This window comes from Haloplanus litoreus (genome assembly GCF_045690335.1).
GTDB lineage: Archaea > Halobacteriota > Halobacteria > Halobacteriales > Haloferacaceae > Haloplanus > Haloplanus litoreus.
The window spans coordinates 1,561,482-1,585,590 of the sequence record NZ_CP147874.1 but is presented as its reverse complement, the minus strand read 5'-3'; the positions used below and the strand labels follow the sequence as shown (position 1 = coordinate 1,585,590).

24 protein-coding genes are annotated in these 24,109 nt (G+C 68.6%); 13 read left to right on the top strand and 11 right to left on the bottom strand.

The annotated features are described in order from the left end of the window. Positions 1-34: 34 nt before the first annotated feature. Together V8686_RS08500 and corA are read left to right on the top strand one after the other, a co-directional pair. Complete coding sequence (locus V8686_RS08500) at positions 35-199, top strand: hypothetical protein (protein ID WP_379703555.1); 165 nt, start codon at positions 35-37, stop codon at positions 197-199. Continuing rightward, the gene (gene corA, locus V8686_RS08495) at positions 196-1,191 is read left to right on the top strand and encodes a magnesium/cobalt transporter CorA (protein WP_379703554.1); all 996 of its coding nucleotides are present in this window, start codon (positions 196-198) and stop codon (positions 1,189-1,191) included. The genes V8686_RS08500 and corA overlap by 4 nt, the downstream gene beginning before the upstream one ends. Here corA and V8686_RS08490 read toward each other — a convergent pair whose 3' ends face one another. From V8686_RS08490 to V8686_RS08475, 4 genes are all read right to left on the bottom strand, one after another. Continuing rightward, complete coding sequence (locus V8686_RS08490) at positions 1,192-1,935, bottom strand: proteasome assembly chaperone family protein (RefSeq protein ID WP_379703553.1); 744 nt, start codon at positions 1,933-1,935, stop codon at positions 1,192-1,194. Positions 1,936-2,045: 110 nt separating this feature from the next. Continuing rightward, positions 2,046-3,458 (bottom strand): MATE family efflux transporter, encoded by a 1,413-nt coding sequence (locus V8686_RS08485; protein WP_379703552.1) that lies wholly within the window; start codon positions 3,456-3,458, stop codon positions 2,046-2,048. After that, positions 3,455-4,051, bottom strand: coding sequence for a TetR/AcrR family transcriptional regulator (locus V8686_RS08480; RefSeq protein ID WP_379703551.1), 597 nt, complete (start codon positions 4,049-4,051; stop codon positions 3,455-3,457). The genes V8686_RS08485 and V8686_RS08480 overlap by 4 nt, the downstream gene beginning before the upstream one ends. Before the next feature lie 15 nt (positions 4,052-4,066). Beyond that, complete coding sequence (locus V8686_RS08475) at positions 4,067-4,276, bottom strand: hypothetical protein (protein ID WP_379703550.1); 210 nt, start codon at positions 4,274-4,276, stop codon at positions 4,067-4,069. A gap of 57 nt (positions 4,277-4,333) precedes the next feature. Between V8686_RS08475 and V8686_RS08470 the strand changes: the two genes are divergently transcribed. Beyond that, on the top strand, positions 4,334-4,762 hold the full coding sequence (locus V8686_RS08470; protein WP_379703549.1) for a universal stress protein: 429 nt from the start codon (positions 4,334-4,336) through the stop codon (positions 4,760-4,762). On the opposite strand, the gene V8686_RS08465 is transcribed toward V8686_RS08470, so the two are convergent. Both V8686_RS08465 and V8686_RS08460 read right to left on the bottom strand, forming a co-directional pair. Continuing rightward, a complete protein-coding gene (locus tag V8686_RS08465) occupies positions 4,759-5,388 on the bottom strand; it encodes a zinc metalloprotease (RefSeq protein ID WP_379703548.1) in 630 nt (209 codons plus the stop codon). The genes V8686_RS08470 and V8686_RS08465 overlap by 4 nt on opposite strands. Beyond that, positions 5,385-7,064: a TraB/GumN family protein gene (locus V8686_RS08460; RefSeq protein ID WP_379703547.1), complete on the bottom strand. Its 1,680-nt coding sequence runs from the start codon at positions 7,062-7,064 to the stop codon at positions 5,385-5,387. The genes V8686_RS08465 and V8686_RS08460 overlap by 4 nt, the downstream gene beginning before the upstream one ends. Before the next feature lie 52 nt (positions 7,065-7,116). Between V8686_RS08460 and V8686_RS08455 the strand changes: the two genes are divergently transcribed. From V8686_RS08455 to V8686_RS08445, 3 genes are all read left to right on the top strand, one after another. After that, positions 7,117-8,442 (top strand): glycerate kinase type-2 family protein, encoded by a 1,326-nt coding sequence (locus V8686_RS08455; protein ID WP_379703546.1) that lies wholly within the window; start codon positions 7,117-7,119, stop codon positions 8,440-8,442. Positions 8,443-8,533: 91 nt separating this feature from the next. Next, entirely contained in the window at positions 8,534-8,830 is a 297-nt protein-coding gene (locus V8686_RS08450; RefSeq protein WP_379703545.1) for a DUF7552 domain-containing protein, read from the top strand. Beyond that, a complete protein-coding gene (locus tag V8686_RS08445; RefSeq protein WP_379703544.1) occupies positions 8,827-9,597 on the top strand; it encodes a DUF7260 family protein in 771 nt (256 codons plus the stop codon). The genes V8686_RS08450 and V8686_RS08445 overlap by 4 nt, the downstream gene beginning before the upstream one ends. Before the next feature lie 70 nt (positions 9,598-9,667). Here the strand turns inward: V8686_RS08445 and dpsA are convergent, their stop codons facing one another. After that, entirely contained in the window at positions 9,668-10,216 is a 549-nt protein-coding gene (dpsA, locus tag V8686_RS08440) for a DNA starvation/stationary phase protection protein DpsA (RefSeq protein ID WP_379703543.1), read from the bottom strand. Positions 10,217-10,383: 167 nt separating this feature from the next. Here dpsA and V8686_RS08435 point away from each other — a divergent pair, with 167 nt between their 5' ends. The 4 genes from V8686_RS08435 to V8686_RS08420 all read left to right on the top strand — a co-directional run bounded on the left by V8686_RS08435 (position 10,384) and on the right by V8686_RS08420 (position 13,912). Next, positions 10,384-11,016 carry an ArsR/SmtB family transcription factor gene (locus V8686_RS08435; protein ID WP_379703542.1) on the top strand — a complete coding sequence of 211 codons (633 nt, stop codon included), beginning with the start codon at positions 10,384-10,386 and terminating at the stop codon, positions 11,014-11,016. A 43-nt stretch (positions 11,017-11,059) separates the two neighbouring features. Further along, positions 11,060-11,521: a bifunctional nuclease family protein gene (locus V8686_RS08430; RefSeq protein WP_379703541.1), complete on the top strand. Its 462-nt coding sequence runs from the start codon at positions 11,060-11,062 to the stop codon at positions 11,519-11,521. 79 nt (positions 11,522-11,600) lie between these two features. After that, positions 11,601-12,089 carry an acyl-CoA thioesterase gene (locus tag V8686_RS08425; RefSeq protein WP_379703540.1) on the top strand — a complete coding sequence of 163 codons (489 nt, stop codon included), beginning with the start codon at positions 11,601-11,603 and terminating at the stop codon, positions 12,087-12,089. Positions 12,090-12,418: 329 nt separating this feature from the next. After that, entirely contained in the window at positions 12,419-13,912 is a 1,494-nt protein-coding gene (locus V8686_RS08420) for a PAS domain-containing protein (protein ID WP_379703539.1), read from the top strand. Here the strand turns inward: V8686_RS08420 and V8686_RS08415 are convergent. Together V8686_RS08415 and V8686_RS08410 are read right to left on the bottom strand one after the other, a co-directional pair. Further along, positions 13,909-14,367, bottom strand: a complete 459-nt coding sequence (locus V8686_RS08415) for a hypothetical protein (protein ID WP_379703538.1) — start codon at positions 14,365-14,367, stop codon at positions 13,909-13,911. The two genes, V8686_RS08420 and V8686_RS08415, sit on opposite strands and share 4 nt — an antisense overlap. Before the next feature lie 272 nt (positions 14,368-14,639). Beyond that, the gene (locus V8686_RS08410; protein WP_379703537.1) at positions 14,640-15,980 is read right to left on the bottom strand and encodes an aryl-sulfate sulfotransferase; all 1,341 of its coding nucleotides are present in this window, start codon (positions 15,978-15,980) and stop codon (positions 14,640-14,642) included. A gap of 92 nt (positions 15,981-16,072) precedes the next feature. Here V8686_RS08410 and ileS point away from each other — a divergent pair, with 92 nt between their 5' ends. Next, complete coding sequence (ileS, locus tag V8686_RS08405) at positions 16,073-19,264, top strand: isoleucine--tRNA ligase (RefSeq protein ID WP_379703536.1); 3,192 nt, start codon at positions 16,073-16,075, stop codon at positions 19,262-19,264. Positions 19,265-19,334: 70 nt separating this feature from the next. Here ileS and V8686_RS08400 read toward each other — a convergent pair whose 3' ends face one another. Both V8686_RS08400 and aglM read right to left on the bottom strand, forming a co-directional pair. Beyond that, positions 19,335-19,586, bottom strand: a complete 252-nt coding sequence (locus tag V8686_RS08400; RefSeq protein WP_379703535.1) for a hypothetical protein — start codon at positions 19,584-19,586, stop codon at positions 19,335-19,337. Positions 19,587-19,666: 80 nt separating this feature from the next. Then, positions 19,667-20,962, bottom strand: coding sequence for a UDP-glucose 6-dehydrogenase AglM (gene aglM / locus V8686_RS08395; protein ID WP_379703534.1), 1,296 nt, complete (start codon positions 20,960-20,962; stop codon positions 19,667-19,669). Between the two features lie 90 nt (positions 20,963-21,052). On the opposite strand from aglM, the gene V8686_RS08390 reads away from it, so the two are divergent. Further along, positions 21,053-22,246, top strand: coding sequence for a sugar phosphate nucleotidyltransferase (locus tag V8686_RS08390; RefSeq protein WP_379703533.1), 1,194 nt, complete (start codon positions 21,053-21,055; stop codon positions 22,244-22,246). Between the two features lie 28 nt (positions 22,247-22,274). Beyond that, entirely contained in the window at positions 22,275-24,086 is a 1,812-nt protein-coding gene (gene glmS / locus V8686_RS08385) for a glutamine--fructose-6-phosphate transaminase (isomerizing) (protein WP_379703532.1), read from the top strand. The last annotated feature ends 23 nt before the right edge of the window (positions 24,087-24,109 follow it).

The following is a 24,109-nucleotide window of genomic DNA, read 5'->3' as shown; positions in this document are numbered from 1 at the left end:
GGGGTATTTGGTGGTCGCCGCGGGAGTGGTACGCATGGACCGAACGTTCCTCGCCGGAGCCGGGTTGTCCGTCGCCGGCCTCTGTGGCTACGTCGTGGGGACGCTCGTCACCTATCCGGGCCGGGCGTTCTCGCTCACTGCGATCATGGTCGGCATCACGCTGGCCGCGATCGGTGATCGAAGGGGGACGGCCACGTGACCGTCCGGACCATCGTCTACGAGGACGACACCGTCGAGATTCGCGAGGGATGGGACGCTGATTCGCTCCAGTCCGCACGCGTCGCGGCCGGAACGACCTGGACCCGCGTCTCGGCGCCGACCGAGAGCGAACTCGATCAGGTGAGCGTCGCCTTCGACCTCCACAGCCTCGAAATCGAGGACGTACGGGGCAACGCCTCCCCCAAGGTGGAAGTGTTCCCGGATCACACGTTCGTCCTCGTCAAGAGCGCCCACCTCAGGGGGGGCGAGACGACGTTCGAAGAGGAGATCCGCGACCAGCCGGTCGGCCTGTTCTTCGGTCACGACTGGATCGTGACCGTGGCCACCGAGGAGACGGGGGCCGTCGGGACGGTCTGGGATCGGATCCGTCGCGAGGAGCCACGACTGCTCGGACGGGATGCCGACTTCACCGCCTACCGCATCCTCGACGCCATCGTCGACGAGTACTTCGCCATCCTCGACGAAATCGGACGGGACATCGAAGCCGTCGAGGATCGGATCATCGACGAGCCCGACACGGAGACCCTGGAGATCCTCAACAGTCTCCGGCGGGAGCTCCTCTCGATCCGACGGATCGTCTGGCCGACCCGCGACGCGATGGGCGTGCTCTCGCGGGGCGACGCGGATCACGTCCAGGAGGCGACGGAGAAGTACTACCGCGACGTCTACGACCACCTGGTCCAGCACGTCGAACTCGTCGAGACGTATCGCGACTTGGCGAGTGGTGCCCGCGACATCTATCTCAACACGCTCTCGCAGTCGACCAACGAGGTGATGAAGCGTCTGACCGTCGTCGCGACGATCATCCTGCCGCTGACGTTCGTGGTCGGGGTCTACGGGATGAACTTCGGCGGTGGTCCGTTCAACATGCCCGAACTCGAGTGGCGGTTCGGCTATCCGGCGGTCCTGTTGGGGATGGCGCTCACGGCGGGGGTCATGCTCCAGTACTTCCGGTCGGAAGGCTGGCTGTGATCACATATACATCCGGTCCTCGGGCGCCTGTCGCTCGTCGGCCGCCGCGAGGCGAGTAGCGAGGTCTTGGTAGTACTGTTCGACGTTGTGGGCGAACTCCTCCAGTGGTGCGGCGTCGACGCCGAGGTCGTAGACCCGGTCGAACGCCTCGATGAGTCGGATCGCGGCGGGCACGTCGGGAACCTGGGCGTGGACGGGCGTGATGAACACGGCAGTCCGGAGGGCGGACTCGATGCCGCGATACATGAGCGCCCCGTTGACGCCGTCGAGAAAGCCCTTCCCCATCGGATCGAGTTCGGTGCCGGCGAGGCGGTGCTCGCGGTAGTCGTCGGAGGCGACGTAGAACGTCTCGTGAGCGTCCGGACCGTGAGCGTACGGGATCCCGGAGAGCACCAGAATCTCCGACACGTCGTGGTCGTCGGTCCAGTCGAGCAACGCCTCGGCGAAGGGATCGGCGGCCCAGGTGGGCAAGAAGAGTTCGTTGACGAAGACTGTCAGATCGATATCGGGACGGGAGAAAAAGCGGGAGTGGTGCCGAGGGCGCCCCGACTCGAACGGGGTGATCGACGGGAGGGAGTCGGCGGTGACGTGGCCCGTCCGCTCCAGGTCGAGGTGGTCCACGAGGTAGTCCGCGGCGGTGAGGCCAGCGAGACCGAACGCGGAGAAGCCAGCGACGACCGTCGCCGAGGGTGCCGTGCGGTCGGAGATCCGAAAGGATGGATCCCGTGATTGTTCGGTTGACATGTATCGCTACCTACGGCGGAGTCCCACTTATACTGTCGGCTGTAAGTCAGTACCGGCCGTCGCCGACCACGGTGACGGCGACGGTCGGTGGACGGGGACACCGATCCGGATCAGTCGTCCGCCGGGTCGTCGACGAGTTCGGTCGACTGGGGGCCGCGTGCGTCGCCGGACCGCCAGGTACCCCGCTGGAACCAGACGTAGGCGATGATCGCTCCGACGACGTTCGAGACGAGGAAGGACAACCAGATCCCCGGCGGACCCATGGCTCTCGACGCGACCCAGGCGATGGGCAGGCGGACGCCGCCCAGCATCGCCACCGCGATGGCCGCGGCGGTCAGTGTCTTGCCCGCACCGCGGAAGCCCCCGTTGTACGAGCGCATGATGCCGATGAATCCGAAGGAGGGAGCCACGTACCGGAGAAACGTGGCCCCGACTTCGATCACGGCGTCGTCGTTCGTGAACAGCGCGACGATGGGATCGGCGAAAAAGAACGTGAACACGCCCGCGACGGCGAGGACGACGAACGTGGTGCGGGCGGCGACGCGCGCGGTCAGCGCCGCACGATCCGGTTTGCCGGCGCCGATGTTCTGTCCCGACATGGTCTCGACCCCCCGAGAGACGGCGATGGCGGGCAGGAAGATGACCGAGAACACACGCACACCGATGCCGAAAGCCGCCACCACGGGCGTCGAGAAGGTGCCGACGATGAACATGAGGAGGTTGATGGCGACGGCCTGTCCGGTTCCCTCGACGGAGGCCGGGACGCCGATCCGAACCAATCGTCGGCCGTACTCCAGGTCGGGAATCACGTTCCGGAGTCGGATGCGGACCCCCCGCCGGCCGGTAATCATGATCCAGAGGCCGACGGCGAGGGCCAGACCTCTGGAGAAGACGGTGGCGATGGCCGCCCCCTCGATGCCCCACCTCGGGAACGGCCCCCACCCGAAGATGAGGATGGGGTCGAGGACGACGTTGAGTGCGACGGAGCCGAGCATGACGAGCATCGGGGTGATCGTGTCCCCGTACCCCCGCATGAGCGAGATGAAGACGAAGAAGCCGAACATGAAGAAGATGCCCAGCGAGATGATCTCCATGTACCCGGTGGCGAGGCGCAACACGTCGGGGGCGGGACCGAGGAGGGCGAGGACGTCACCGACGAAGACGTAGGCGACGGCGCCGAGGACCAGCGAGGCGGCGCCCGCGAACCCGACTGTCTGGGAGGCGGCGTACTCGGCTTCCCGTTTCTCGCCCGCACCCGTATACTGGGCGACGAGGATGCTCCCCGCCACTGCCAGCCCCATGCCCAGCGAGATGATCAGGAAGACCATCGGGAAAGCGAAGCTGATGGCGGCGAGGGCGTCCGTACTGTACTGGCCGATCCAGAAGGTGTCCGCCAGGTTGTACGCCGTCTGGAGCAGGTTCGTGACGACGATGGGCAAGGAGAGATAGAAGAGGGGCCGACCGACGTCACCCTCGGTCAGGTCGAACTCCTCGCGGGATTTGAACAGGCCCCGGAGGCTCATGGCTCGGCCTCCCCGAGGTGGTCGTCGACGAAGTCGTCGATGGCCGCGCGAACGCCGCCGTCGGTGCCGAGGGCGACCCGGCGGGCGTGCGCGCCGTTGACGAGGGTGAGGAGGAGCGTCGCCGTCGTCGACGGATCGATGTCGGCGCGGAACGTGCCCGTCTCGACGCCTTCGGCGACGACGCGGCGAATCTCGGTGTCGAGGTAGTCGTCGAATCGCCCCAGCCGTTCGCGAAACGCCTCGTCGTACGGGGCTTGTGCCTTCACCTCGAACAGCGCCGTCCGAAGTTCGCGGTGGGCGTCCGCCCGCGGCGGGTCGAGGGCGGCGTCGATCAGCGCGTCGAGGCGGGCGCGCGGCGTCCCCTCGTCGGGGGCCGCGACGCGGTCGGTGTATGCGTCGTAGAGGTGGTCGAGGAAGGCGAGCAGAAGGCCACGCTTGGTGTCGTAGTGATAGTGGAGGGCGGGCTTGCTCTTCGACCATTCGTCGGCGATGTCCTGCATCGTCAGCTCCGCGTAGCCGTGCCGGCAGAGGGCGCGATAGGTCGCACACATGATGTCGTCGGTCGGTTCGGGGACCGGGTCGGCACCGTTCACACAATAACTGACCGGTCAGTCAGCAAAAGGCTTCGGAACTTCGCACCGCGCAACCGGTCCCAACAGGTCGACCACGACGGCGGCGGCAACGGCCGCGGCCGCCACGCCGACGCCGACGGCGAGTGTCTCGCCGCCGTTGGCGCCGTAGATGGGTTCGAGGAGAGACCGGCCCGTGTCGGTCCACGCCGTCACCGAGCGGCGCTGCAACGTGACTGGCGCACCCACCGAAACGGCCTCCGCCCTGCCCCGGGATATATACTTCGGCTCCCCGAACTGTGCGGTATGCCGACACGCGTCTTGGTGCCACTCGACGACTCGGAGCTCTCGATGCGAGCGCTCGATCACGCGCTCGACCGCTGGGCGGACGCGGAGCTCACCGCCCTGCACGTGATCGACCCGCTCGACGTCGTCTACGGGGCGGAAGTCGGTGGCCTCTCGGGCGGGGAAGCGTGGCACGACGCGGCGAAGGAGGCGGCCGAGGATCTCTTCGACCGGGCGCGCGAGGAGGCGACGGCGGCCGGCGTCGACCTGCGGACGGAGACTGTCGTCGGGAGTCCGGGACCGGCCATCGTCGAGTACGTGACCGACCACGACGTGGACCACGTCGTGATGGGGAGTCACGGTCGAAGCGGCCTCTCGCGGCTGTTTCTCGGGAGCGTCGCCGAGCGAGTCCTACGGCGGGCGCCGGCGCCCGTAACCGTGATCCGTTAGAAGCCGATGCCGAGGACGAACACGACGTAGATGGCGACGGCCGCGGCGGGGACGAAGGTGAGGGCGAAGACGCCCTTGCTCCAGTCGAGGACGGTCCGACCGTCGAGCGCCCCGAACGGGATGAGGTTGAACGCCGCCAGAAAGAGGTTGATGGCGACGCCCCGTCCGCCGAGCAGGGAGAGCAGCGGTGAGCCAGCGATCAGCCCGGCGACGTAGACCGGGGCGAAGACGACGGCGAGGAGGCCGTTGGTGGCGGGACCGGCGAGGGCGATGAGCCCGTGTTCGCGCTTGGTGAGTCGGCCGCGGTGGTGGACGGCGCCGGGCGCCGCGAACAGGAAGCCGACGAGGGCGCTCATCACGGCGAGAAAGAGCATGCCGTAGTCGGCGCGGAACTCGGCGATCTGCTCGAATCTGACCGCGACCACCTTGTGAGCGAGTTCGTGGAGCAGGAAGCCGAGTCCGGCAGTGACGAGCGAGACGAGGAGCGGTCCCACCACACCCTGGCTCAGGAGCATCGAGACGGCTCCACTCCCCCCGCCGGCGAAGAAGATGGCGAAGGCGACACCGAGGGCGATCCACGCGACGGCCAGATCCCGGAGTTCGCGCGAACTGAACCGGATGTTCACGCGACGATCCTCCAGAGGAGTTCGGCGCTGTTGCGGGCGCCCTGGATCATCAGCCGAGTGACGCCGTCGATGCCGCCGATTTCGGTGGCGAACAGCGGCAGGACGTACACCGCAAAGAGCAGGCTGGCGATCATACTGCCGACGTTCGTCATCGCGACGACCATGATGAGTTTGAAGAGGGGCACCTCGAACATCTCGCCGACGAGCTGTCGGATCGGTTTCTCCTCGTCGCCGAGGAGTTCGTTCAGGCGACCGATGTCGGCCACGTTGACCGGGTTGTGTCGGAGTTCGACGTAGCCGGTGAACCAGCCCGGAGCGAGCAGCGGGTTGACCGAGGTCATCCACGCCACGAGACCGCCGACGACCGTCGACGACCACCGGGCGCCGGCGAGTCTGGCGAGCCCGGCCGCGAAGACGCCGTTGACGACGAACCACGCGGCGAAGAGGCGAAGCAGGAAGCCGTCGCGGACGCCGGCCATCGCGAGGAGGACGAAGAAAGCGACGAAGCCGAGGGAGACGGCGACGCCCGCGGCTTTCAGCCACGGCACGCCGCCGCCGGAGTCCGTACCCACGAGCGAGTCCCAGGGCGGGAGCGTCTCGGGTGCGTCGAGGTAGCCCTCGATGCCCTCGCGGTGGCCCGCGCCGACGATGGCCACCACGTCCCGACCCGCCTCGCGCAGAGCGATCAGTTCGTGGGCGATGTAGGCGTCACGTTCGTCGATGAGCGCGCGGGCGCCGGCGGGGCTGAAAGCGCGAAACTCCTCCATCATGACGCTCACCACGTCGGCATCGGTGAGTTCGGCGACGTCAAAGTCGTCGAGTTCGTCGGCCTCGGCGGCCCCGTAGCCGGCGCGGTCGGCGAGAAACCCCCCGAGGAGTCCGACGGTCACGCCGCCGGCGAGGCCGAGGGTGAGGCTACCGACGACCCGGGGGACGAAAGCGCCGAGCGAGGAGACGACGCCGTTCGCGAGGCCGAGACCGACGCCGCCGACGAGACCGGCGGCGGCGCCGACGCCGGCGGCCGCGAAGAGCGCCTCGTCGGGGCCTAACATCGCGTCGGCGACGATGTGGGCGACGAAGCCGACGGCGACGGCGAGGAAGACGCCGCCCGTGATCCGGGTGAGAAGTGGCGTCGAGACGCCGAGGGACGGGCCGAACAGGCCAAGGAGTGGCCCGGCGATCACGCCGGCGAAGACGCCGAGTGCGAGGCCGATCCCGCGGGCGTCGGTGACGCCGAAGGCGAGGCCGCCGACGAGCCGCAGTTTTTCGAGGACGCCCATCCGGGCCCAGAACCGCTGGATCGTCGTCTGGATGTCGCGGTCGACGAGGGCCACGTCGATGCCGAGGTCCTCGGCGGTGTCGACGGCGGCCATCATGTCCGCACCGGGCTGGATGTCGAACTTCTCGCCCAGTCGCGACTGGACGTACGAGAGCATCCAGTAGGCGAGAAACTGGAAGACGGTGTTGCCCCGCAGGAGGTCGCCGGGTTCGATGTCGTCCGGGGTTTCGCCCTGCATCTGCCGGTAGCGCCCTTCGTCGAGTTCCACCGCGACCACGTCGGGTCGCTCCGTCTCGATGGTCTCCTCGACCTCGCGAACGCTATCGGCCGAGACGTGGGCCGTGCCGACGACGCGAACGCGTCCCTCCCGACCGGTCGACGCCCCGTGGTCGCTCATTACCGCTCGCTACTGGGGCACGCTTTTTACCCTTGTCGGAGAGAGGCGGGGTATGGTCTCCATCGAGAACGAAGGCCGGCTGGCATCGACCCGCGGGCGGGAGACGGCACTCGCTTGCGTCCGTGCGGGCATCGACGCCGCCAGACCCGACCGCGTCGTCGCCGAGTCGGTTCGCCTCGACGAGGGCCGACTCCGCGTCGGTGAGGCGGCCTACGACCTGTCGGACGTGGACCGCATCGTCGTCGTGGGCGGCGGGAAAGCGGCCGACGGCGTGGCGACGGCACTGGAGAACGTCCTCGGCGACCGAATCGACGCCGGGGCCGTCGTCGCACCGGACCCGAGCGAGGGCGACCGGATCGAACGCCTCCGGGGCGACCACCCCGTCCCGAGTCGGGCAGGCGTCGACGGCACCGACCGCATCCGTGAACTCGTCACCCGGGCGGACGAACGAACGCTGGTCCTGACGACCATCACCGGCGGCGGGAGCGCGCTCCTCCCGGCGCCGGTGGAGGGCATCTCCCTCTCCGACCTCCAGTCGACGACCGACGCACTGCTCGACGCGGGCGCCGAAATCGGCGACCTCAACGCGGTGCGCAAACACCTCTCGACGCTCAAAGGCGGCGGCCTCGCCGAACTCGCCGCACCCGCTTGCGTCGTGAGCCTGGTGTTCAGCGACGTCGTCGGCAACGATCTGAGCGTCATCGCCAGCGGCCCGACCGCACCCGACGAATCCACCTACGCCGACGCTCTCGACGTCCTGGAGCGCTACGGTGTCGACCCGCCGGCGGCGGTTCGTGAGCGGCTAGAAGCCGGTGCTGCGGGCGACCGACCGGAGACGCCGGGACCGGACGACCCGGTGTTCGACCGGGTCCGGAACCACGTCCTCGCGGACGGCTTTACCGCCATCGACGCCGCCCGTGAGGTGGCCGACGGGCGTGGGTACGACACCTGTATCCTCTCCTCGTCGGTGCGGGGTGAGGGCCGGGAGGCGGCCCTGACCCACGTCGCCGTGGCGGAGGAGGTAGGCGCGACGGGCAACCCCGTCGAGGCGCCGGCCGTCGTCCTCTCGGGCGGCGAGGTGACGGCTACCGTCCGCGGCGACGGCGTGGGCGGCCCGAACGCCGACTTCGCCCTCGCGGCGGCTATCGAACTCCCCACGGGAACGACCCTCGCCTGCGTCGACACCGACGGCCGCGACGGCAGCAGCGACTACGCGGGCGCCCTCGTCGACGCCGACACCGTCGACGACGTGGGGACTGCCCGCCGAGCGCTCGCAAGCAGCGATGCGTTCGGCTACCTCGGCGGCCGCGAGGCCGTCATCAGCACCGGTCCGACGGGGACGAACGTCAACGACCTTCGCGTCCTCGTCGTGGAGTAGCCGGGGCGACGAAACGCTTATGATGTTTTAGGCTAGCCTAAACTCATGGCCGAGAGCCGTATCGGCGAGGCGACCCGGAGGGGTGGGACACATGGGACTCCGTGAGACGCGGCGTCGCATCGAGGCGTTGGCGGGCGACGGGCGGTTTCACGTCGCGTCGGCCCGGACGGGCGAGGAGCCGTTTCCCGCCGCCGGATTACGATTCCCGGATCGAGAGACGGCCACGGCGGCCGCGCGACTGACCCGTCGCTACCGGGCGGCGCTCCGGCGGTGGGACCCGGAGCTGGCGTCGACCGATCCGGTCGTCCACGAGGGCCGGCCGACGCTCGCAGCGATCGGGAGGGCCCCCGACGGCGCCACGGCCGCGTCGGCGGGAGGCGAGCCGTGACCCTCGACACGCCCGTGCCGGCGGCGAGAGCGGTGGTCGAGGACGAACGCGACGCGGTGACGGCGAAACTTCGCGCTTACGACGCGTTCACCGACCGGGTCCGTGACGTGCCGACCGGCGGCACCGGCGGCGAGGCGCCGGGACCCGTTGGGTCGACACTCGCCGCGACGACGCGCCGAGGGGGGTGTGCCGCGGTCCGTGAGGCGTTCGACGCGACGGTCCGAGAGACCGAGGGCGTCGACGACGGCGCGTCGGTCTTCGAGACGCTGGCGGCCGAACTGAGCGAGGAAGTCGCGGTGGCGCTGGCGCCGACGACGGGGTCCGCGCTCACCCCGCAGTTCAAGACACGGGTGATCGAGTCGGCGACCGACCGGCGGTGGCAACTCCGGACGATGGCGACGGCGCTGGAGCGCGAGGCGGCGTCCCTCGACGCCGCGTGCGAGGCGTTCGCCTCGGTGCGGGAGTGGGTGATCGCGGCCGACGAGACGCCGCTGACAGCGCTCGACTTCGACGGCCTGCGGAAACGCCACGCCCGTCTCGGCGACCACCTCGACCGGTGCGAGGCGGTCGCCCGCGAACGGCAGGAGTTTCTCGACGGCTCGACCAGCGAACACGGGAAGGTCGGACTCGGCCACCGCTACCTCGTCGGCTATCTCTACGGGGAGCTGTCGGTGGACTACCCGGTGCTGTCCGGGGCGGCGACGACGGCCGCGACCTGCAGGCGGTGCCGGCGGAACGTGCGGGCACACCTCACGAGGTGTGGGTAAGAGAGAACCGACGGCGTCGAACGCCGGCCCGGTGGGGCCGGCTGCCGTCCGTCAGCAGGAGCAGTCGGGGTTAGTTCGTGGCGGATTCGAGGACGAGCGAGTCGTCTTCGAGGTAGTGTTCGAGGTGGTGGGCGTGCTCTTCGAGGGTGATGAGCTGCTCGCGAAGCATCTCGGCGGTGGCGTGGTCGCCGAGTCCCTCGGCGAGTTCGACGTGGTCGCGCACCGTCTCGATGATGTCCCCGTACATCTCCATGTCGTTCCGGAGCGAGGTGCGGATGTCGTAGACGTCGTCACCCTCGGGCTCGACGGGGGCGTTCTCCTCGAGACGCTTGCCGCCGGCGAGCGGGACGCCGCCGAGCGCCTGGGCACGCTCCGCGAGTTCGTCCGCGGCGTCCTCGGCGTCCGCGGCGGCCTCGCCGAGATACTCGTGGATGTCGAGGAACTCGGCACCTTCGACGTTCCAGTGGTGCTTTTTCAGCTGGTGGTAGAGGACGTAGGTCGCGGCGAGGTCGGTGTTGAGTGCCTCGACGAGCTGCTGTGTCTTCTCCTGTTCGAGGCGGAGGGCGTCGCTCGCTTCGACCGAACCAGCCTGCTGTCGGACAGATTCTTGTTTACTCATTGCAGTTACCTGTTGGGACTCCACCCACTTACCCTTTTTCGCTGTGAGCCGTTCTCACGATTTGAGGCGGCCAATATCGGCGGTTTCGGGGACTCTCCGACGCACTCGGGACCGGGGTGTTCGTCGGGAGAGGAAGCTTTGTACCCGGGGGCGTCGTACCGGCGCCCATGGCAGATTTGCTGCCCTCGCGTCCCGACACCGCCGCGGCCGACGAGGCGGACCCGCGCGTCATCGGCCTCGACAGCGAGGACGCGGACGACCTGTTGTCCGCGCTGTCCTCGGAGACGGCCCGCGAGGTGCTCGCGACCCTCCACGACGACCCGGACACGCCCGCTCGCGTGGCCGACCGAGTCGACACGTCCCTCCAGAACGCACAGTACCACCTCGGCAACCTCGAGGAGGCGGACCTCATCGAGGTGATCGATACGGTCTACTCCGAGAAGGGGCGGGAGATGAAGGTGTACGCCCCGGCCGATCGACCCCTCGTGGTGTTCGCCGGGAGCGAAGCCGAAAGCGGCGGCTTGGAGAGCGCACTGAAGCGCCTGCTGGGTGCGGTCGGTCTGCTCGGCGTCGCGAGCCTCCTCGTCCAGTGGCAGTTCGGCGAGTTGCCCGGGCTGGCACGGACCGGCGGCGCCGACGCGGGTGGTGACGGCGGTGGCGGTATGGGGACGATGAGCACCGAGGCGGCACCGACGGCGGCCGACGCCGCGGGCGCGGGACTGCCACCGGGACTCGTCTTCTTCCTCGGCGGCCTCCTCGCCCTCGTCATCGTGGCCGTGGCGTTCTCCGTCCGCCGGTAGCTCGCCCCGTAGCTATTCATACTCCGCGCACGAACGGGCGTGCATGGATCACACCGCCGAGGTGACCGGCATCGGGGTGGGCACGAGCGAGGACGGGTCGAACGTCCCCGCGGTCCTCCTCGCCGCCAGAGCGGAGTACCTCCCCATCGTCATCACGGCCGATCAGGCGCGCGCGATCCAGCTCGGACTGTCGGGGGAACCGTTCGAGCGACCGCTGACACACGACCTGCTGGTCGAGATGCTCACCGAGTTCGGCGGCGCCGTCGACGGCATCCGGATCGACGACCTGGCTGACGGCACGTTCTACGCCAAGGTCGACGTGGAGCAGTACGACGAGGGCCAGGCCCGAAAGTTCGTCTTCGACGCCCGGCCGAGCGACGCCATCGCCCTCGCGGTCCGGGTGGACTGCCCCATCACCGTCAGCGACGGCGTCCTCGACAGGGCCGGGCGCCCGGAAGACGAGTTCGAACCCGAGCGGATCGACGACTTCGACGAAGACCGCTGACCGCGCCACCGCGTCGGGGTCGGGTGGCGGCCACGCCGCATCGCGAGGACTTTTCACGTCGCCGGGTCACCCTCGGAGCATGCCCGCAGGTGAGCCAGCGACGCTCGCGGAGTCCCACACCGAGATGACGGAAATCGTCCTTCCGAACGACACGAACACGTACGGGCGGGTGCTCGGCGGGGCCGTGCTACACTGGATGGACGTCTGTGGTGCCATCGCAGCCATGCGCTTCGCCGGCGAGGACGTCGTCACCGCGTCGATGGAGCACGTCGACTTCAAGACCCCCATCGACCTCGGCGAGGTGGTCGTCGTCGAGGCCTACGTCTACGGGACCGGCCGAACCAGCATCGAGGTGAACGTGGAGGTACGCGCGGAGAACCCCCAGCAGGACACCGAGCGGGACACCACCTCGTCGTTTTTCACCTTCGTCGCCGTCGACGACGACGGCGAGCCGACCCCAGTCCCCGACCTCGAATGTCCGACGGGGACGGAGCGCCGCCTGCGTGACCGCGCCCTCGACGACCGAGCCGCGGAACTCGAACGACTCGTCGAACGGATGGAGTCCTGATCCGCGTCCCTCACGCCGTGGAGCGTCGGTCGGAAGCGATATCGACCGTGACGATGCACGCGTCGCTCCCGTCGCCGTCCTCGCTCCCGCGGTCGCAGGCCGGGTCCGGGCGTCGTCTCGTCGACGCCGTCGGCCCGACGTTGGGGGTTCCCGGCGCTCGATTCGCCGCACAGGGAATCCGTCGAGAGCCGACCGTTCGACGCCACGAACGGCCCCGTGTAGAACGCACGGACACGGACGGTACCGGCGCCGGGACAGTCGAACGACACACGCGAACTCTTACGGTTCCAGCGTCAAGTGTAGCCACACTACGAACGCGATTCGTCCACATGTCGAACGAACTAGGTGAGGAGAGAACGACCGAGCGCCCCGAAGACGGCCGGACGGCCGTCGAAGAGCTCCGGGTGCTGCTGTTTATGCGGCCCGGTCCCGACCGCGAACTTCTGGCGGAGGCGCTCGGTCCCCAGTATCGGATCGCGGCGTCGACCGATCCGGCGACCCTCGACGGGGCGTTCGACTGCTGTGTGTTCGACCGGCGTGGGCTGGGCGGACCCGACTTCGACCGGGTTGCGGACGTCGTCGCGGCCGGACAGGACGCCGGCGAGGCGTTCCTCCCGTTCGTGCTGTTGGTGTCCGGCGAGGCGAACGATGGGGTCGAGACGGCCGTCTGGGAGCACGTCGACGACGTGATCGAACTCCCGGCGGAGAAGGCGGAACTCCGGTCCCGGATCGGGAACCTGATCGAACGGCGGCGGACCGCCGTCGAACTCCGGTCTCGGTCCGCCGAGCTAGAGGCGACGGTCGACGAACTCCGTCTGAAAGAGCGGGCGATGGACGAGGCACCGGTGGGCATCGTCATCACTGATCCGGACCGAGACGACAACCCGATAGTCTACGTGAACGAGCGGTTCCAGACGTTGACGGGGTACGACAGCGACGAGGCACTGGGGAAGAACTGCCGGTTCCTGCAGGGCGAGGACACCGATCCGAGGACGCGCCGGGCGCTCCGGGAACGGATCGACGCCGAGCGGCCGGTCGCCGTCGACATCGTGAACTACCGCAAGAACGGACGACGATTCTGGCAGCGAGTCGACATCGCACCCCTTCACGACGACGGGCACGTCGAGAACTTCGTCGGCTTCCAGACGGACATCACCAGCCGCAAGATCAGGGAGCGTCGGCTGCAGGTGTTGAATCGCGTCCTCAGTCACAACCTGAAAAACAAGATGAACCTGATCGAGGGCCACGTCGCGTTGCTTCGAGAGGTGGCCGACGTGGACGACTCGCTCGACTCGTTCGGGGTGATCGAACGGGCGGCCGTCGACCTGATGGACCTCGCGGATTCGGTGCGGCGGATCGACCGGGTCATCTCGACTGCCGAGTCGTCGGCCGAATCCTTCGTCCTGAACGAGCGTATCGAACAACTGGTCAGCGTGTTCGAGGACCGATATCCGGAGGCGACGTTCTCGGTGAGTCTCCCCGACGACCCGGTCGAAGTCGCCGTCGGTGGGCTGATTACGGCCATCGAGGAGGCGGTGGAGAACGCCGTCGTCCACAACGCCGGCCCGTCGCCGACCGTCGATATCCACGTCGAGACGCGAGCGGGGAGGTGGGTCGACGTCGAAATCGAGGACGACGGCCCCGGAATACCGAATCGGGAGGTCGACGTGCTCGACGGCGGCGAAACGCCGCTCAACCACGCGGAGCGGCTAGGTCTCTGGCAGATTCACTGGATCGTCACCAAAGCCGGCGGGACGTTCTCGGTGACCGACACCGAATCCGGAGGGACCGTCGTCACGCTCTCGATTCCGCTCGAGGGCTAATCGAAATCGGGGAGGTCGTCCGGCGCCTCGTACTCCGTCTCCCACTCGATGTACTCGTCTTTCAGGACGTCGCAGACGATCTGTCCGAGTTCCGTCATCGCCGCGTTGATGCCGGAGACCGTCCCCCACGAGTCCAGGTCGGGGTGGTACCCACGCTCCTTCCAGTCCTCGGGGATGCCCGGCGCGTGGTAGCCGACGCGCTCCGCGAAGGAGTCCCAGAAGAAGTCGAACCGCTGGATCATGTCCAGATCGGTGACGATGTCGAACTCCGCCCCGTCGAGGGCCGTCCCCTCGGCCCACTCGGTGAACGCCTCCTCCCAGGCCCCGTCCCGGAGCAACGCCTCCAGTTCGTCCCGCTTGTAGTCGGTGTCCCCGACCACGTCGGCATCCTCGTACTCGTTCGGGTCGACCTGTTCGAGTTCGGGCGGGGTGGGGATGTCCACGTCGAGAGTCATAGGTCACGTTCGTCCACCGCGGCGATAAAGCTGTTCGGTGGGCGGCCCGATCCGCCGCACGCGTTTATAGTCGCCAACGTTCGAAAGCGAGCCAACTACGGGGGTGAACCGAACCCGTGCGTCGGGTCGAACCGGATTCTCGCCGGGGATGCCGACCGTCGGGCCGACTGGCGTGTGTTCATCGCAGTACCGTCGCCACGCTCACAGTGTTCCGCATCGCCTGAAATTCGGCGGCAGCACACTCTTAGCCGCGAACTCTCGCGGTGATCCGTCTACCCCACCGCCAGTACGCCTCCGCCGTCAGCCAGGTCACGCCGACGCCGACGGCGAGGGTGGTCGCGAGAAAGCCCCACGGCGACAGCCACACGGGCCGGAACCACGGGGCCCGGTGCCCCCCACCACGCCGCGAGCGCCGCTGCCGGTCGCTCGATTGCCAGGCCATCGGTGTGCCGGTCGAGCCACGCGTCGGGTGTCCGGCGTCCGGCACCGGGTGACTCCCCCGCCCCGCCGTGGACGACGTGGGTCCCCGTTTCGTTCAGTTCGACCGCCGTCGGTCCGTTCGATCCGTCACCCGTGCCCAGCCGCTCGGCGTCGTACGGCGCCCACGTGGCGTAGAACTCCCAGACGATCCGGCCGGTGGGCGTCACCTCGATGACACGGTGGCCGAGGCTGTCGACGACGAGCGTGTTCCCGTTCGGCAGGCGGTCGGCGTCCCGTGGCCACGTGAGGTTACCGGTGAGCGTCCAGGTCCGCTCCCAGGAGTCACCGCGACGGGCGTACTCGACCACCCGATCGTTCTCGCTGTCGGCGACGAGTACCGTCGGGGTGCCGTTCGGCCCGCGCAGGTAGTCGGGATTGTGCTGGGCGTGCAGAATGTCGGTGTTCCCGTCGCGTCCGAGACGCATCTCGATATCGCCGGTGGTGCGGTTGATGAGGAGCACCTGATCGAAGTTCCGCGGCGAGACCAGGAGGCGGTCCTCGCCGACCGGGTCGACATCGTTGACGTGGGTCCAGTCGTCGTCGACGCCGCCGTCGGTGTCGGCTGGGAAGTGATCCGCGAAGCGCCACTCCCACGTGACCTCGCTTCGGGACCGATTCCAGACGACGATCCGATCCCGGCTGGTGCCGTTATCGACGTCGGCACGCATGTGTGCGACGACCAGGCGACCGTCGTCGAGGCGGTCCACGTCGTGAGTGTCCCGGAAGGGAAGTCGCTCGGTCCAGACGCGTTCACGCGTCTCACGGTCGAGTTCGTAGACGAGCGTCTCACCGCCCCGAGGACTCACCACCAGCAGGTTGCCGTTCGGCAGCGGGTCGATGTCGTAGAACCAGCCACCCGCACCCTCGCCGTGGTCGCCCTCGTACTGCCACCGGAGGTCGCCGTCGGGGTCGATCGAGAGGAGTCGCGGGGGTCGTGACCGGTCGACCTGACCGGCGAAGTGGACGCCCTGGGTGCTGACGACGGTGGCGTTCGACGGCTGGCGGTCGAGCGTTCCGGGCCCGAGCGAGCCGTCGTCGACCGGATCGAAAGCGAGGGAACTCCCCGCGGCGAACACCAGGAGGGCGACGAAGGCGAGGGCGAAGGTCCGTCGAACCGATAAGTCCGAGCCCACGCCGAGGAGTGGAACGGAGGGGACACTGAATCCTTCGGTATCTCACCGCACGCGACCACCGTTTTGATATACGCGCGGAAACTGGGACGGGTATGGACGACGTCAGCGACCAGTACGCCCCCGAGGACGTGGAATCCTCGGTGAACGACTACTGGGACGAACACGACGCGTACGCGGCGGCGAAGGAGGCCCACGCGGACGACCCGCCCTTCTTTTTCGTCGACGGGCCGCCGTACACGAGCGGGCAGATGCACCTCGGCACGGCGTGGAACAAGACGCTGAAAGACGCTATCATTCGCTACAAGCGGATGTCGGGCCACGACGTGACCGACCGGCCCGGCTACGACATGCACGGTCTGCCCATCGAGGTGAAAGTCGAGGAGGAACTCGGCTTCGACTCCAAGAAGGACATCGAGGAGTACGGGATGGAGGCGTTCATCGAGGAGTGTAAGTCGTTCGCGGAGCGCAACCGCGAGAAGATGGACGAGGACTTCCAGTCCATCGGGGCGTGGATGGACTGGGACGACCCCTACCGCACCGTCTCGCCGGAGTACATGGAGGCGACGTGGTGGGCGTTCCAGCAGGTCCACGAGAACGGCCTCGTCGAGCGAGGCAAGCGGGCGATCAACCAGTGTCCCCGGTGTGAGACGGCCATCGCCGACAACGAGGTCGAGTACCACGAAATCGAGTCACCCTCCATCTACGTGACGTTCCCCCTGCGGGGGCGCGAGGGGTCGCTCGTCGTCTGGACGACGACGCCGTGGACCATCCCGGCCAACGAGTTCGTCGCCGTCGACGCCGAGATGACCTATCAGGCGGTCGATGCGGTGAAAGACGGCGAGACCGACCGGCTGTACGTCGCCGAACCCTGCGTCGAGGACGTCCTCCGGGAGGGCCGCTACGAGGACTACGAGGTGGTCGAGGAGCTTCCCGGCGAGGACCTGGTCGGCTGGACCTACGACCACCCGTTGGCCGAGGAGGTGCCCGACCACGCCGACGGCGAGGGCACCGGCCAGGTGTACGCCGCCGACTACGTCGAAGCGGACCGCACTGGGCTGGTCCACTCCGCGCCGGGCCACGGTGAGGTGGACTTCGAGCGCGGCCGGGAACTCGGGCTGGAGGTGTTCTCGCCCGTCGCCGGCGACGGCACGTTCACCGACGAGGCCGGAAAGTACGCCGGCCAGTTCGTCCGCGACGCCAACGACGACATCATCGCTGACCTCGACGCGAACGGCCGCCTGCTGGCGTCGGGCACCACTACCCACCGCTACGGGCAGTGCTGGCGGTGTGATACGGACATCGTCTACCTCGCGACCGATCAGTGGTTCATCACCGTCACCGACGTGAAAGACGAACTGCTGGCGAACATCGAGGACAGCGAGTGGCACCCCCAGTGGGCGCGGGACAATCGCTTCCGTAACTTCGTCGAAGACGCCCCGGACTGGAACGTCTCCCGCCAGCGCTACTGGGGCATCCCGCTCCCCATCTGGGTGCCGGAGGGCGACCCGAACCCGGACGCCGAGGACATCCTCGTCGTCGGGACGCGCGAGGAACTGGCCGAGCGGGCGGACCAGGAGGTCGACCCCGACGATATCGACCTGCACCGCCCGAGCGTCGACCCCCTCACCATCACCGACGGGGACACCACCTACGAGCGCGTCCCCGACGTGTTCGACGTCTGGATCGATTCCTCGGTGGCGACGTGGGGCACCCTCGGCTACCCGGGCGATCAAGAGGCTTTCGACGAACTCTGGCCCGCGGACCTCATCGTCGAGGCCCACGACCAGACCCGCGGCTGGTTCTGGTCACAGTTGGGGATGGGCACCGCCGCCCTCGGACAAATCCCCTACGAAGAGGTCGTCATGCACGGCTTCGCCAACGACAGCGAGGGCCGAAAGATGTCGAAGTCGCTCGGCAACATCGTCACGCCCCAGGAGGCCATCGACCGCTACGGGCGCGACCCGCTTCGGGCGTACCTCCTGAGTCACGACCAGCACGGGGTCGACCTCTCCTTCGAGTGGCAGGGGCTAGAGGAGACCCAGTCGACGCTCAACATCTTCTGGAACGTCTTCCGGTTCCCCCTGCAGTACATGGCCCTCGACGACTACGACCCCGCCGACGCCGACCTCTCGGAGGGCGAGTTGACCGTCGTCGACGAGTGGGTACTCGCCCGACTCCAGTCGGTGAAAGCCGAGGTGAACGAGGCGTGGGACGACTACGCCGTCCACGACGCGCTCAACGCCGTCCTCTCTTTCGTCACCGAAGACGTCTCCCGGTTCTACGTCAAGGCGATCCGCGAGCGGATGTGGGAGGAGGCCGATTCGGCGTCGAAGCGCGGTGCCTACGCGACGCTCGCGACGGTTCTCGACGAGACGGTCCGACTGCTCGCGCCATTCACGCCGTACATCACCGAGGAGATGTACCGGACCCTCGACGGGAGCGCGACGACGGTCCACCAACTCCCCCACCCGACGGTCGACGAGGCCCGCCACGACCCCGAACTGGAGCGGAACGTAGCGGTCCTCCGGGCGGTCGAGGAGGCGGCGGCGAACGCCCGACAGCAGGGTGGACGCAAGCTTCGCTGGCCCGTCCCGCGGGTGGTCGTCGAGAGCGACGACGAGACGGTCCGCGAGGCCGTCCGGTCGCTCTCCGACCTGTTCTCCGAGCGGGTGAACGCCCGGTCGGTCGAGGTGGTTTCGGCCTTCGACGAACTGGTCGAGCGGGCGGAACCGGAGATGGGAGAGATCGGTCCCGCCTTCGGAGGCGAAGCACAGGAGATCATGGCGGCCGTCGAGGGTCGCCGTCGAGACGAACTGGCGACCGACGACGGCGACGAACCGTACGCCGTCACCGTCGACGGCGAGCGCTACGACCTCTCCGCGGGGATGGTGTCGTTCCGCGCGGAACCGCCCGAGAACGTCGCCGGAACCGACTTCGATCTGACACTCGACGACGAGGACCGCATCGGCGGCACCGTCTACGTCGACACCTCGCTGTCCGCGGACATCGAGGCCGAGGGCTACGCTCGTGACGTGGTCCGCCGGATTCAGGAGATGCGCAAACGGCTGGATCTCGACGTCGACGAGCGCATCCGCACCCGCATCGACGTGGCCGACGACCGTGTCGCGAGCTTCGTCGACGAGCGCCGCGACCTGATCGCCGAGGAGACCCGAACCACGGAGTTCGACGCCGGCGCCGACGACCTGACCGAGGAGTGGGACGTCGAGGGCGTCTCGGTGACGATCGGCATCGAGCGCCTCGAAGCCGAACAGCGGGCGGCGTAGCCCGCCGTCGTCCCGCGGTCCGGGATCGGCTCGGCGGATCGGATCGTGTCCCCCGGTCACGCCGACGCCGTTACGCCCAGTGGAGCAGATAGAGGAGGTACAGGCTCGACGTGACCACGACGAGTCCGGCCAGTGCGAACCCGACCCCGGCCGCCACCGACGTGGTAAACGCCGCGAGTTGGATCGACTGGAGGCCGACGAGGACGGCGAACGCGGCGAGAAGCGTCCAGAGGACGGTACTGAGGAGGGATCGGTCCGCGTTCCGGAGTTCGTCGCGCACGACGGCACGAATCCGGTCCTCGCGGGGTTCGTCGGAGGGCACCACGAGACGGCATCGTCCCCGGAAGTGCCTCAAAGTGTCGGTGAGCCGTCCGGACGCCCGCCGCCGCGACCGGCGCCCGATTACCAGGTCAGTCCTTCGTAGGTGAGTCCCTCGCGGCGCTCGACGATCCGCCGGCCGTCGACCACGACGTCGCCGGACAGCAGGTCGAACTCGAGATCCAGATCCGCGAACTCCGGCCAGTCCGTGACGACGAGCGCCGCGCTCGCACCGGAGAGCGTCGGCGACGCCGAGGCCAGATACTCCACCTCCGGGAACCGCTCGCGCATCGCCTCGGTGGCGCCCCGGTTCGGATCGTAGGCGACCACGTCGGCGCCCCGTTCCAGCAAGCCCTCGATGATCGGAATCGCCCGCGAGTTCCGAACGTCGTCGGTGTGGGGTTTGAACGCGAGGCCGAGGACGGCCACCCGTTCGCCCTCGACGTCGACGTGCCGATCCAACAGGTCGAGCATCCGCTGGGGCTGACGGTCGTTCACGTCGATGGCCGCCTGCAGGAGTTCGGGGTCGTAGCCGCGTTCGCGGGCGGCGGCGACGAGTGCCGCTACGTCCTTCGGGAAGCAACTGCCACCCCATCCGACCCCGCTCCGCAGGAACGCCCCGCCGATCCGGGCGTCGAGGCCGATGGCGTCGGCCACCTCGTAGGCGTCGACGTCGTACTCCTTGCAGATGTTTCCGAGTTCGTTGATGAGGCTGATTTTGGCGGCGAGGAAGGCGTTGTTGGCGTACTTGATCATCTCCGCCTCGCGGAGGCCGGTCCGAACGACCGGCACGTCGTCGTCGAGAAGCGGCGCGTACACCGCTTCGAGGGCCTCGAGCGCCCGGTCGTCGGTCGTCCCGAAGACGAGTTTGTCCGGGTGCTGGAAGTCCTCGACTGCACTGCCCTCGCGCAGGAACTCGGGGTTCGTCGCCAGGCCGAAGTCCGTACCGACGCGAAGGCCGGATTCGCGTTCGAGGATCGGTCCCACCACGTCCTCCGTCGTGCCGGGGACGACGGTGCTCTTGACGACGACGGTCGGATACCCCTCGACGTCGGCAAGGACCGCTCCCAGCGACCCGGCGCCCGCCTCGACGACGGCGGTGTCGATGCTCCCGTCGTCGTTCGCGGGCGTGGGAAGCGCGAGGAAGATCACGTCCACGTTCGCCAGGTCGTCGTAGTCGGTCGTCGCCCACAACGACTCGCCGGCGTGGCGGTCGAGCAGGCCGTCGAGTCCGGGTTCGGTGATCGGCGATTCGCCGTCGTTCAACTGTCTGACCACCGACTCGTCGACGTCGACGTTGATCACGTCGTGGCCGAAGTCGGCGAGACAGGCCGCGACGGTCGTTCCGACGTACCCGCTTCCGACGATCCCGATCTTCATACGATGTCTTCAACCACGACGGGGCAAAGAGGATTCGGATGAACGTCCGTGCGGATCAGCCTTAAGAGGAGTCACCGTGAACGAGTGTCCATGCAACTCGACTCCGCGGTGGTCCTCGCGGCCGGGGAGGGGACGCGTCTGCGGCCGCTGACGAAATATCGGCCGAAACCGTTGCTCCCGGCGGCGAACCGGCCGATCCTGGAGTACGTCCTCGACGCGCTGGTCGACGCGGGCGTCGAGGACCTGCACGTCGTCGTCGGCTATCAGCGCGACCGGGTGCAGGACCACGTCGGCCCGACGTACCGCGGACGATCCGTCACCTACCACGCCCAAGAGAAACAGTTGGGAACTGGTCACGCGGTGTTGCAGGCCCGCGACGCGCTCGATGCCGACTTCCTCGTCGTCAACGGCGACGAAGTGGTGACGGCGTCGATGGTCGAGTCGGTGATCGATGTCCACGCCACGACCGACGCCGCGACACTCGCCGTCGTCGAGAGCGACCGAGCACCGGAGTACGGCGCCGTCCGACTCGACGGCGACCGGATCGTCGAACTCGTCGAACGGCCGGGAGACGGCAACTACCGCCTCCTGAACGCCGGCATCTACGCCTTCGGGCCGTCGCTGCTGGCCGCCATCGAATCGACCGACCGTCGGGACGGCGAACTCCGGCTGACGGACACCATCGCCGACGCGATTCGGGCGGGGAACACCGTCCGCGGCGTCCGGACGGACGGCCTGTGGTCGACCGCGACGTATCCGTGGGATCTGCTGACCGTCGCGCGTGATCTGCTCGCCGACGGCCGCGTCGACGAACCCGAACGGCGGACGGGCGTCTACGTCGACGAGACGGCGAGTGTCCACGACGACGCCGTCCTCCGCGCGCCCGTCGTGGTCGGCCCGGACGCGGTGATCGGTCCCGAGGCGGTCGTCGGTCCCGACACCGCGCTCGGTCGGCACACGACGGTCGGGGCGGGCGCCGTCGTCGAGGGCTCGATCCTCGACATCGACACCCGGATCGGCGCGAACGCGACGGTGGTCGACGCCGTCACCGGGCAGGGGGCGACGGTCGGCGCCGGCGCGACGGTGCCTGGCGGCGAGGCCGACGTCCGGGTCGGGACGACGGTCCACGAGAACCGTCGCCTCGGCTGTGTGGCGGCCGACCGCGCGCACGTCGCCGGCGGCGCCACCGTCGCGCCCGGGACGCTCCTCGGGACGGCGGTTCACGTCGGCGTCGGCGCTCACGCGAGCGGCATCGTCCCGGAGGGGACGGAGGTGCGGCGATGAGTCCGCCCGACGTCGGAGGTGGGTCCTGATGTGTGGCATCGTCGGCTACGTCGGCGACGCGACCCGAACCCTCGACATCCTCGTCGGGGGGCTGTCGAACCTGGAGTACCGCGGCTACGACTCCGCGGGCGTGGCCGTCGGCGGGCGGACCGTCGAGGTGGAGAAGCGCGAGGGCGAACTGGAGCGACTGGAGGCGACCCTCGACGAAGCCGACCGGACGCGGTTCGAGGGGGCGGTCGGCGTGGGACACACCCGCTGGAGCACGCACGGGCCACCGACCGACGCCAACGCCCACCCACACACCGACGAAGCCGGCCGCGTCGCCGTCGTCCACAACGGAATCATCGAGAACTACCGGGAACTCCGGGACGAACTCGAAGCCGACGGCGTGACGTTCACCTCCGAGACGGACACCGAGGTGGTGCCGCACTTGATCGCCCACGAACTGCAGGCGGGCGCCGATCCGGAGGAAGCGGTCAGGCGAACGGCCGCGCGACTCGAGGGGAGTTACGCCCTCGCCGTCGTCGTCGCCGGGGTCGACGCCCTCTTCGCGGTCCGACGGGATTCGCCGCTCGTCCTCGGAGTGGGGGACGGGGAGCGTTTCGTCGCCAGTGACGTGCCGGCGTTCCTCGAACACACCCGGGACGTGGTCTACCTCGACGACGACGAGTTCGTCCGTCTCGATCCCGAGGGGTGGACCGTCACCGGCGCGGACGGAAACCGAGTGGCGAAGGACGTCCGGACCGTCGAGTGGGAGGCCGAACAGACCGGAAAGAGCGGGTACGACCACTACATGCTGAAGGAGATTCACGAACAGCCCCGCTCGCTACGGCAGTGTCTCAGCGGTCGCCTCGACGAACTCGACGGCCGGATCACGGTCGAGGAACTCGACGAGTTCGACACGCCGAATTCGGTCCAGTTCGTCGCCTGCGGCACGTCGTATCACGCCGCGCTCTACGGTGCCCAGCTTCTGCGAGCCAGGGGCGTCCCCGCGAACGCGTACTACGCCCACGAGTACGCCACCGGACCGGCGCCGGTCTCGGCGGACGACCTCGTGATCGGCGTCACCCAGAGCGGTGAGACGGCGGACACGCTGAGCGCGCTCCGCACGGCGGCCGGTCGCGGTGCCGAGACGCTCGTCCTCACGAACGTCGTCGGGAGCACGGCCGCCCGCGAGTGCGACCACGTGGTCTACATCCGCGCCGGCCCAGAAATCGGCGTCGCAGCGACCAAAACCTTCACCTCACAGCTCGTCGGCCTGAACCTACTCGCCGCGCGCCTCTCGGATGGGGGGAGCGACCGCCGCCGCGGCCTGGTCGACGCGCTCCGGGGCGTCCCGAACGGCGTGCAGGCGGTCCTCGACGAGAGCGAGGCCGCCGCCGTCGTCGAGGAGTTCGCCGACAGCGAGGCCTTCTTCTTCCTCGGCCGCGGCCTCGACTACCCCGTCGCGCTGGAGGGCGCGCTCAAGTTCAAAGAGATCACCTACGAACACGCCGAGGGATTCGCGGCCGGCGAACTGAAACACGGGCCGCTGGCGCTGGTCACCGCGGACACGCCCGTCTTCGCCGTCGTCACCGGTGACGGGGAGACGGCGCGCAAGACCGTCGGGAACGTAAAGGAAGTCGAGGCGCGGGACGCACCGGTGGTCGTCGTCACCGACGGCGCCGCCGAGGCCGGCCGCTACGCCGACTACGTCCTCGAAATCCCGAAGACGGACGAACGGCTGGCTCCCCTCCTGGCGAACGTCCAGCTCCAGTTGGTCGCCTACCACATGGCGGCGGGACTGGACCGGGCCATCGACAAGCCGCGGCACCTCGCGAAGAGCGTCACCGTGGAGTAGGGAGGACAACCCCTTTGTCGGCG

Coding starts and splice junctions, on each gene's coding strand:
- V8686_RS08390 (WP_379703533.1), top strand. CDS start 21,053: ATGCAACTCGACTCCGCGGTGGTCCTCGCGGCCGGGGAGGGGACGCGT.
- dpsA (WP_379703543.1), bottom strand. CDS start 10,216: ATGAGTAAACAAGAATCTGTCCGACAGCAGGCTGGTTCGGTCGAAGCG.
- V8686_RS08460 (WP_379703547.1), bottom strand. CDS start 7,064: ATGAGCGACCACGGGGCGTCGACCGGTCGGGAGGGACGCGTTCGCGTC.
- V8686_RS08470 (WP_379703549.1), top strand. CDS start 4,334: ATGCCGACACGCGTCTTGGTGCCACTCGACGACTCGGAGCTCTCGATG.
- V8686_RS08425 (WP_379703540.1), top strand. CDS start 11,601: ATGCCCGCAGGTGAGCCAGCGACGCTCGCGGAGTCCCACACCGAGATG.
- V8686_RS08485 (WP_379703552.1), bottom strand. CDS start 3,458: ATGAGCCTCCGGGGCCTGTTCAAATCCCGCGAGGAGTTCGACCTGACC.
- V8686_RS08490 (WP_379703553.1), bottom strand. CDS start 1,935: ATGTCAACCGAACAATCACGGGATCCATCCTTTCGGATCTCCGACCGC.
- ileS (WP_379703536.1), top strand. CDS start 16,073: ATGGACGACGTCAGCGACCAGTACGCCCCCGAGGACGTGGAATCCTCG.
- V8686_RS08435 (WP_379703542.1), top strand. CDS start 10,384: ATGGCAGATTTGCTGCCCTCGCGTCCCGACACCGCCGCGGCCGACGAG.
- V8686_RS08500 (WP_379703555.1), top strand. CDS start 35: ATGGACCGAACGTTCCTCGCCGGAGCCGGGTTGTCCGTCGCCGGCCTC.
- aglM (WP_379703534.1), bottom strand. CDS start 20,962: ATGAAGATCGGGATCGTCGGAAGCGGGTACGTCGGAACGACCGTCGCG.
- V8686_RS08455 (WP_379703546.1), top strand. CDS start 7,117: ATGGTCTCCATCGAGAACGAAGGCCGGCTGGCATCGACCCGCGGGCGG.
- V8686_RS08415 (WP_379703538.1), bottom strand. CDS start 14,367: ATGACTCTCGACGTGGACATCCCCACCCCGCCCGAACTCGAACAGGTC.
- V8686_RS08450 (WP_379703545.1), top strand. CDS start 8,534: ATGGGACTCCGTGAGACGCGGCGTCGCATCGAGGCGTTGGCGGGCGAC.
- V8686_RS08430 (WP_379703541.1), top strand. CDS start 11,060: ATGGATCACACCGCCGAGGTGACCGGCATCGGGGTGGGCACGAGCGAG.
- glmS (WP_379703532.1), top strand. CDS start 22,275: ATGTGTGGCATCGTCGGCTACGTCGGCGACGCGACCCGAACCCTCGAC.
- V8686_RS08420 (WP_379703539.1), top strand. CDS start 12,419: ATGTCGAACGAACTAGGTGAGGAGAGAACGACCGAGCGCCCCGAAGAC.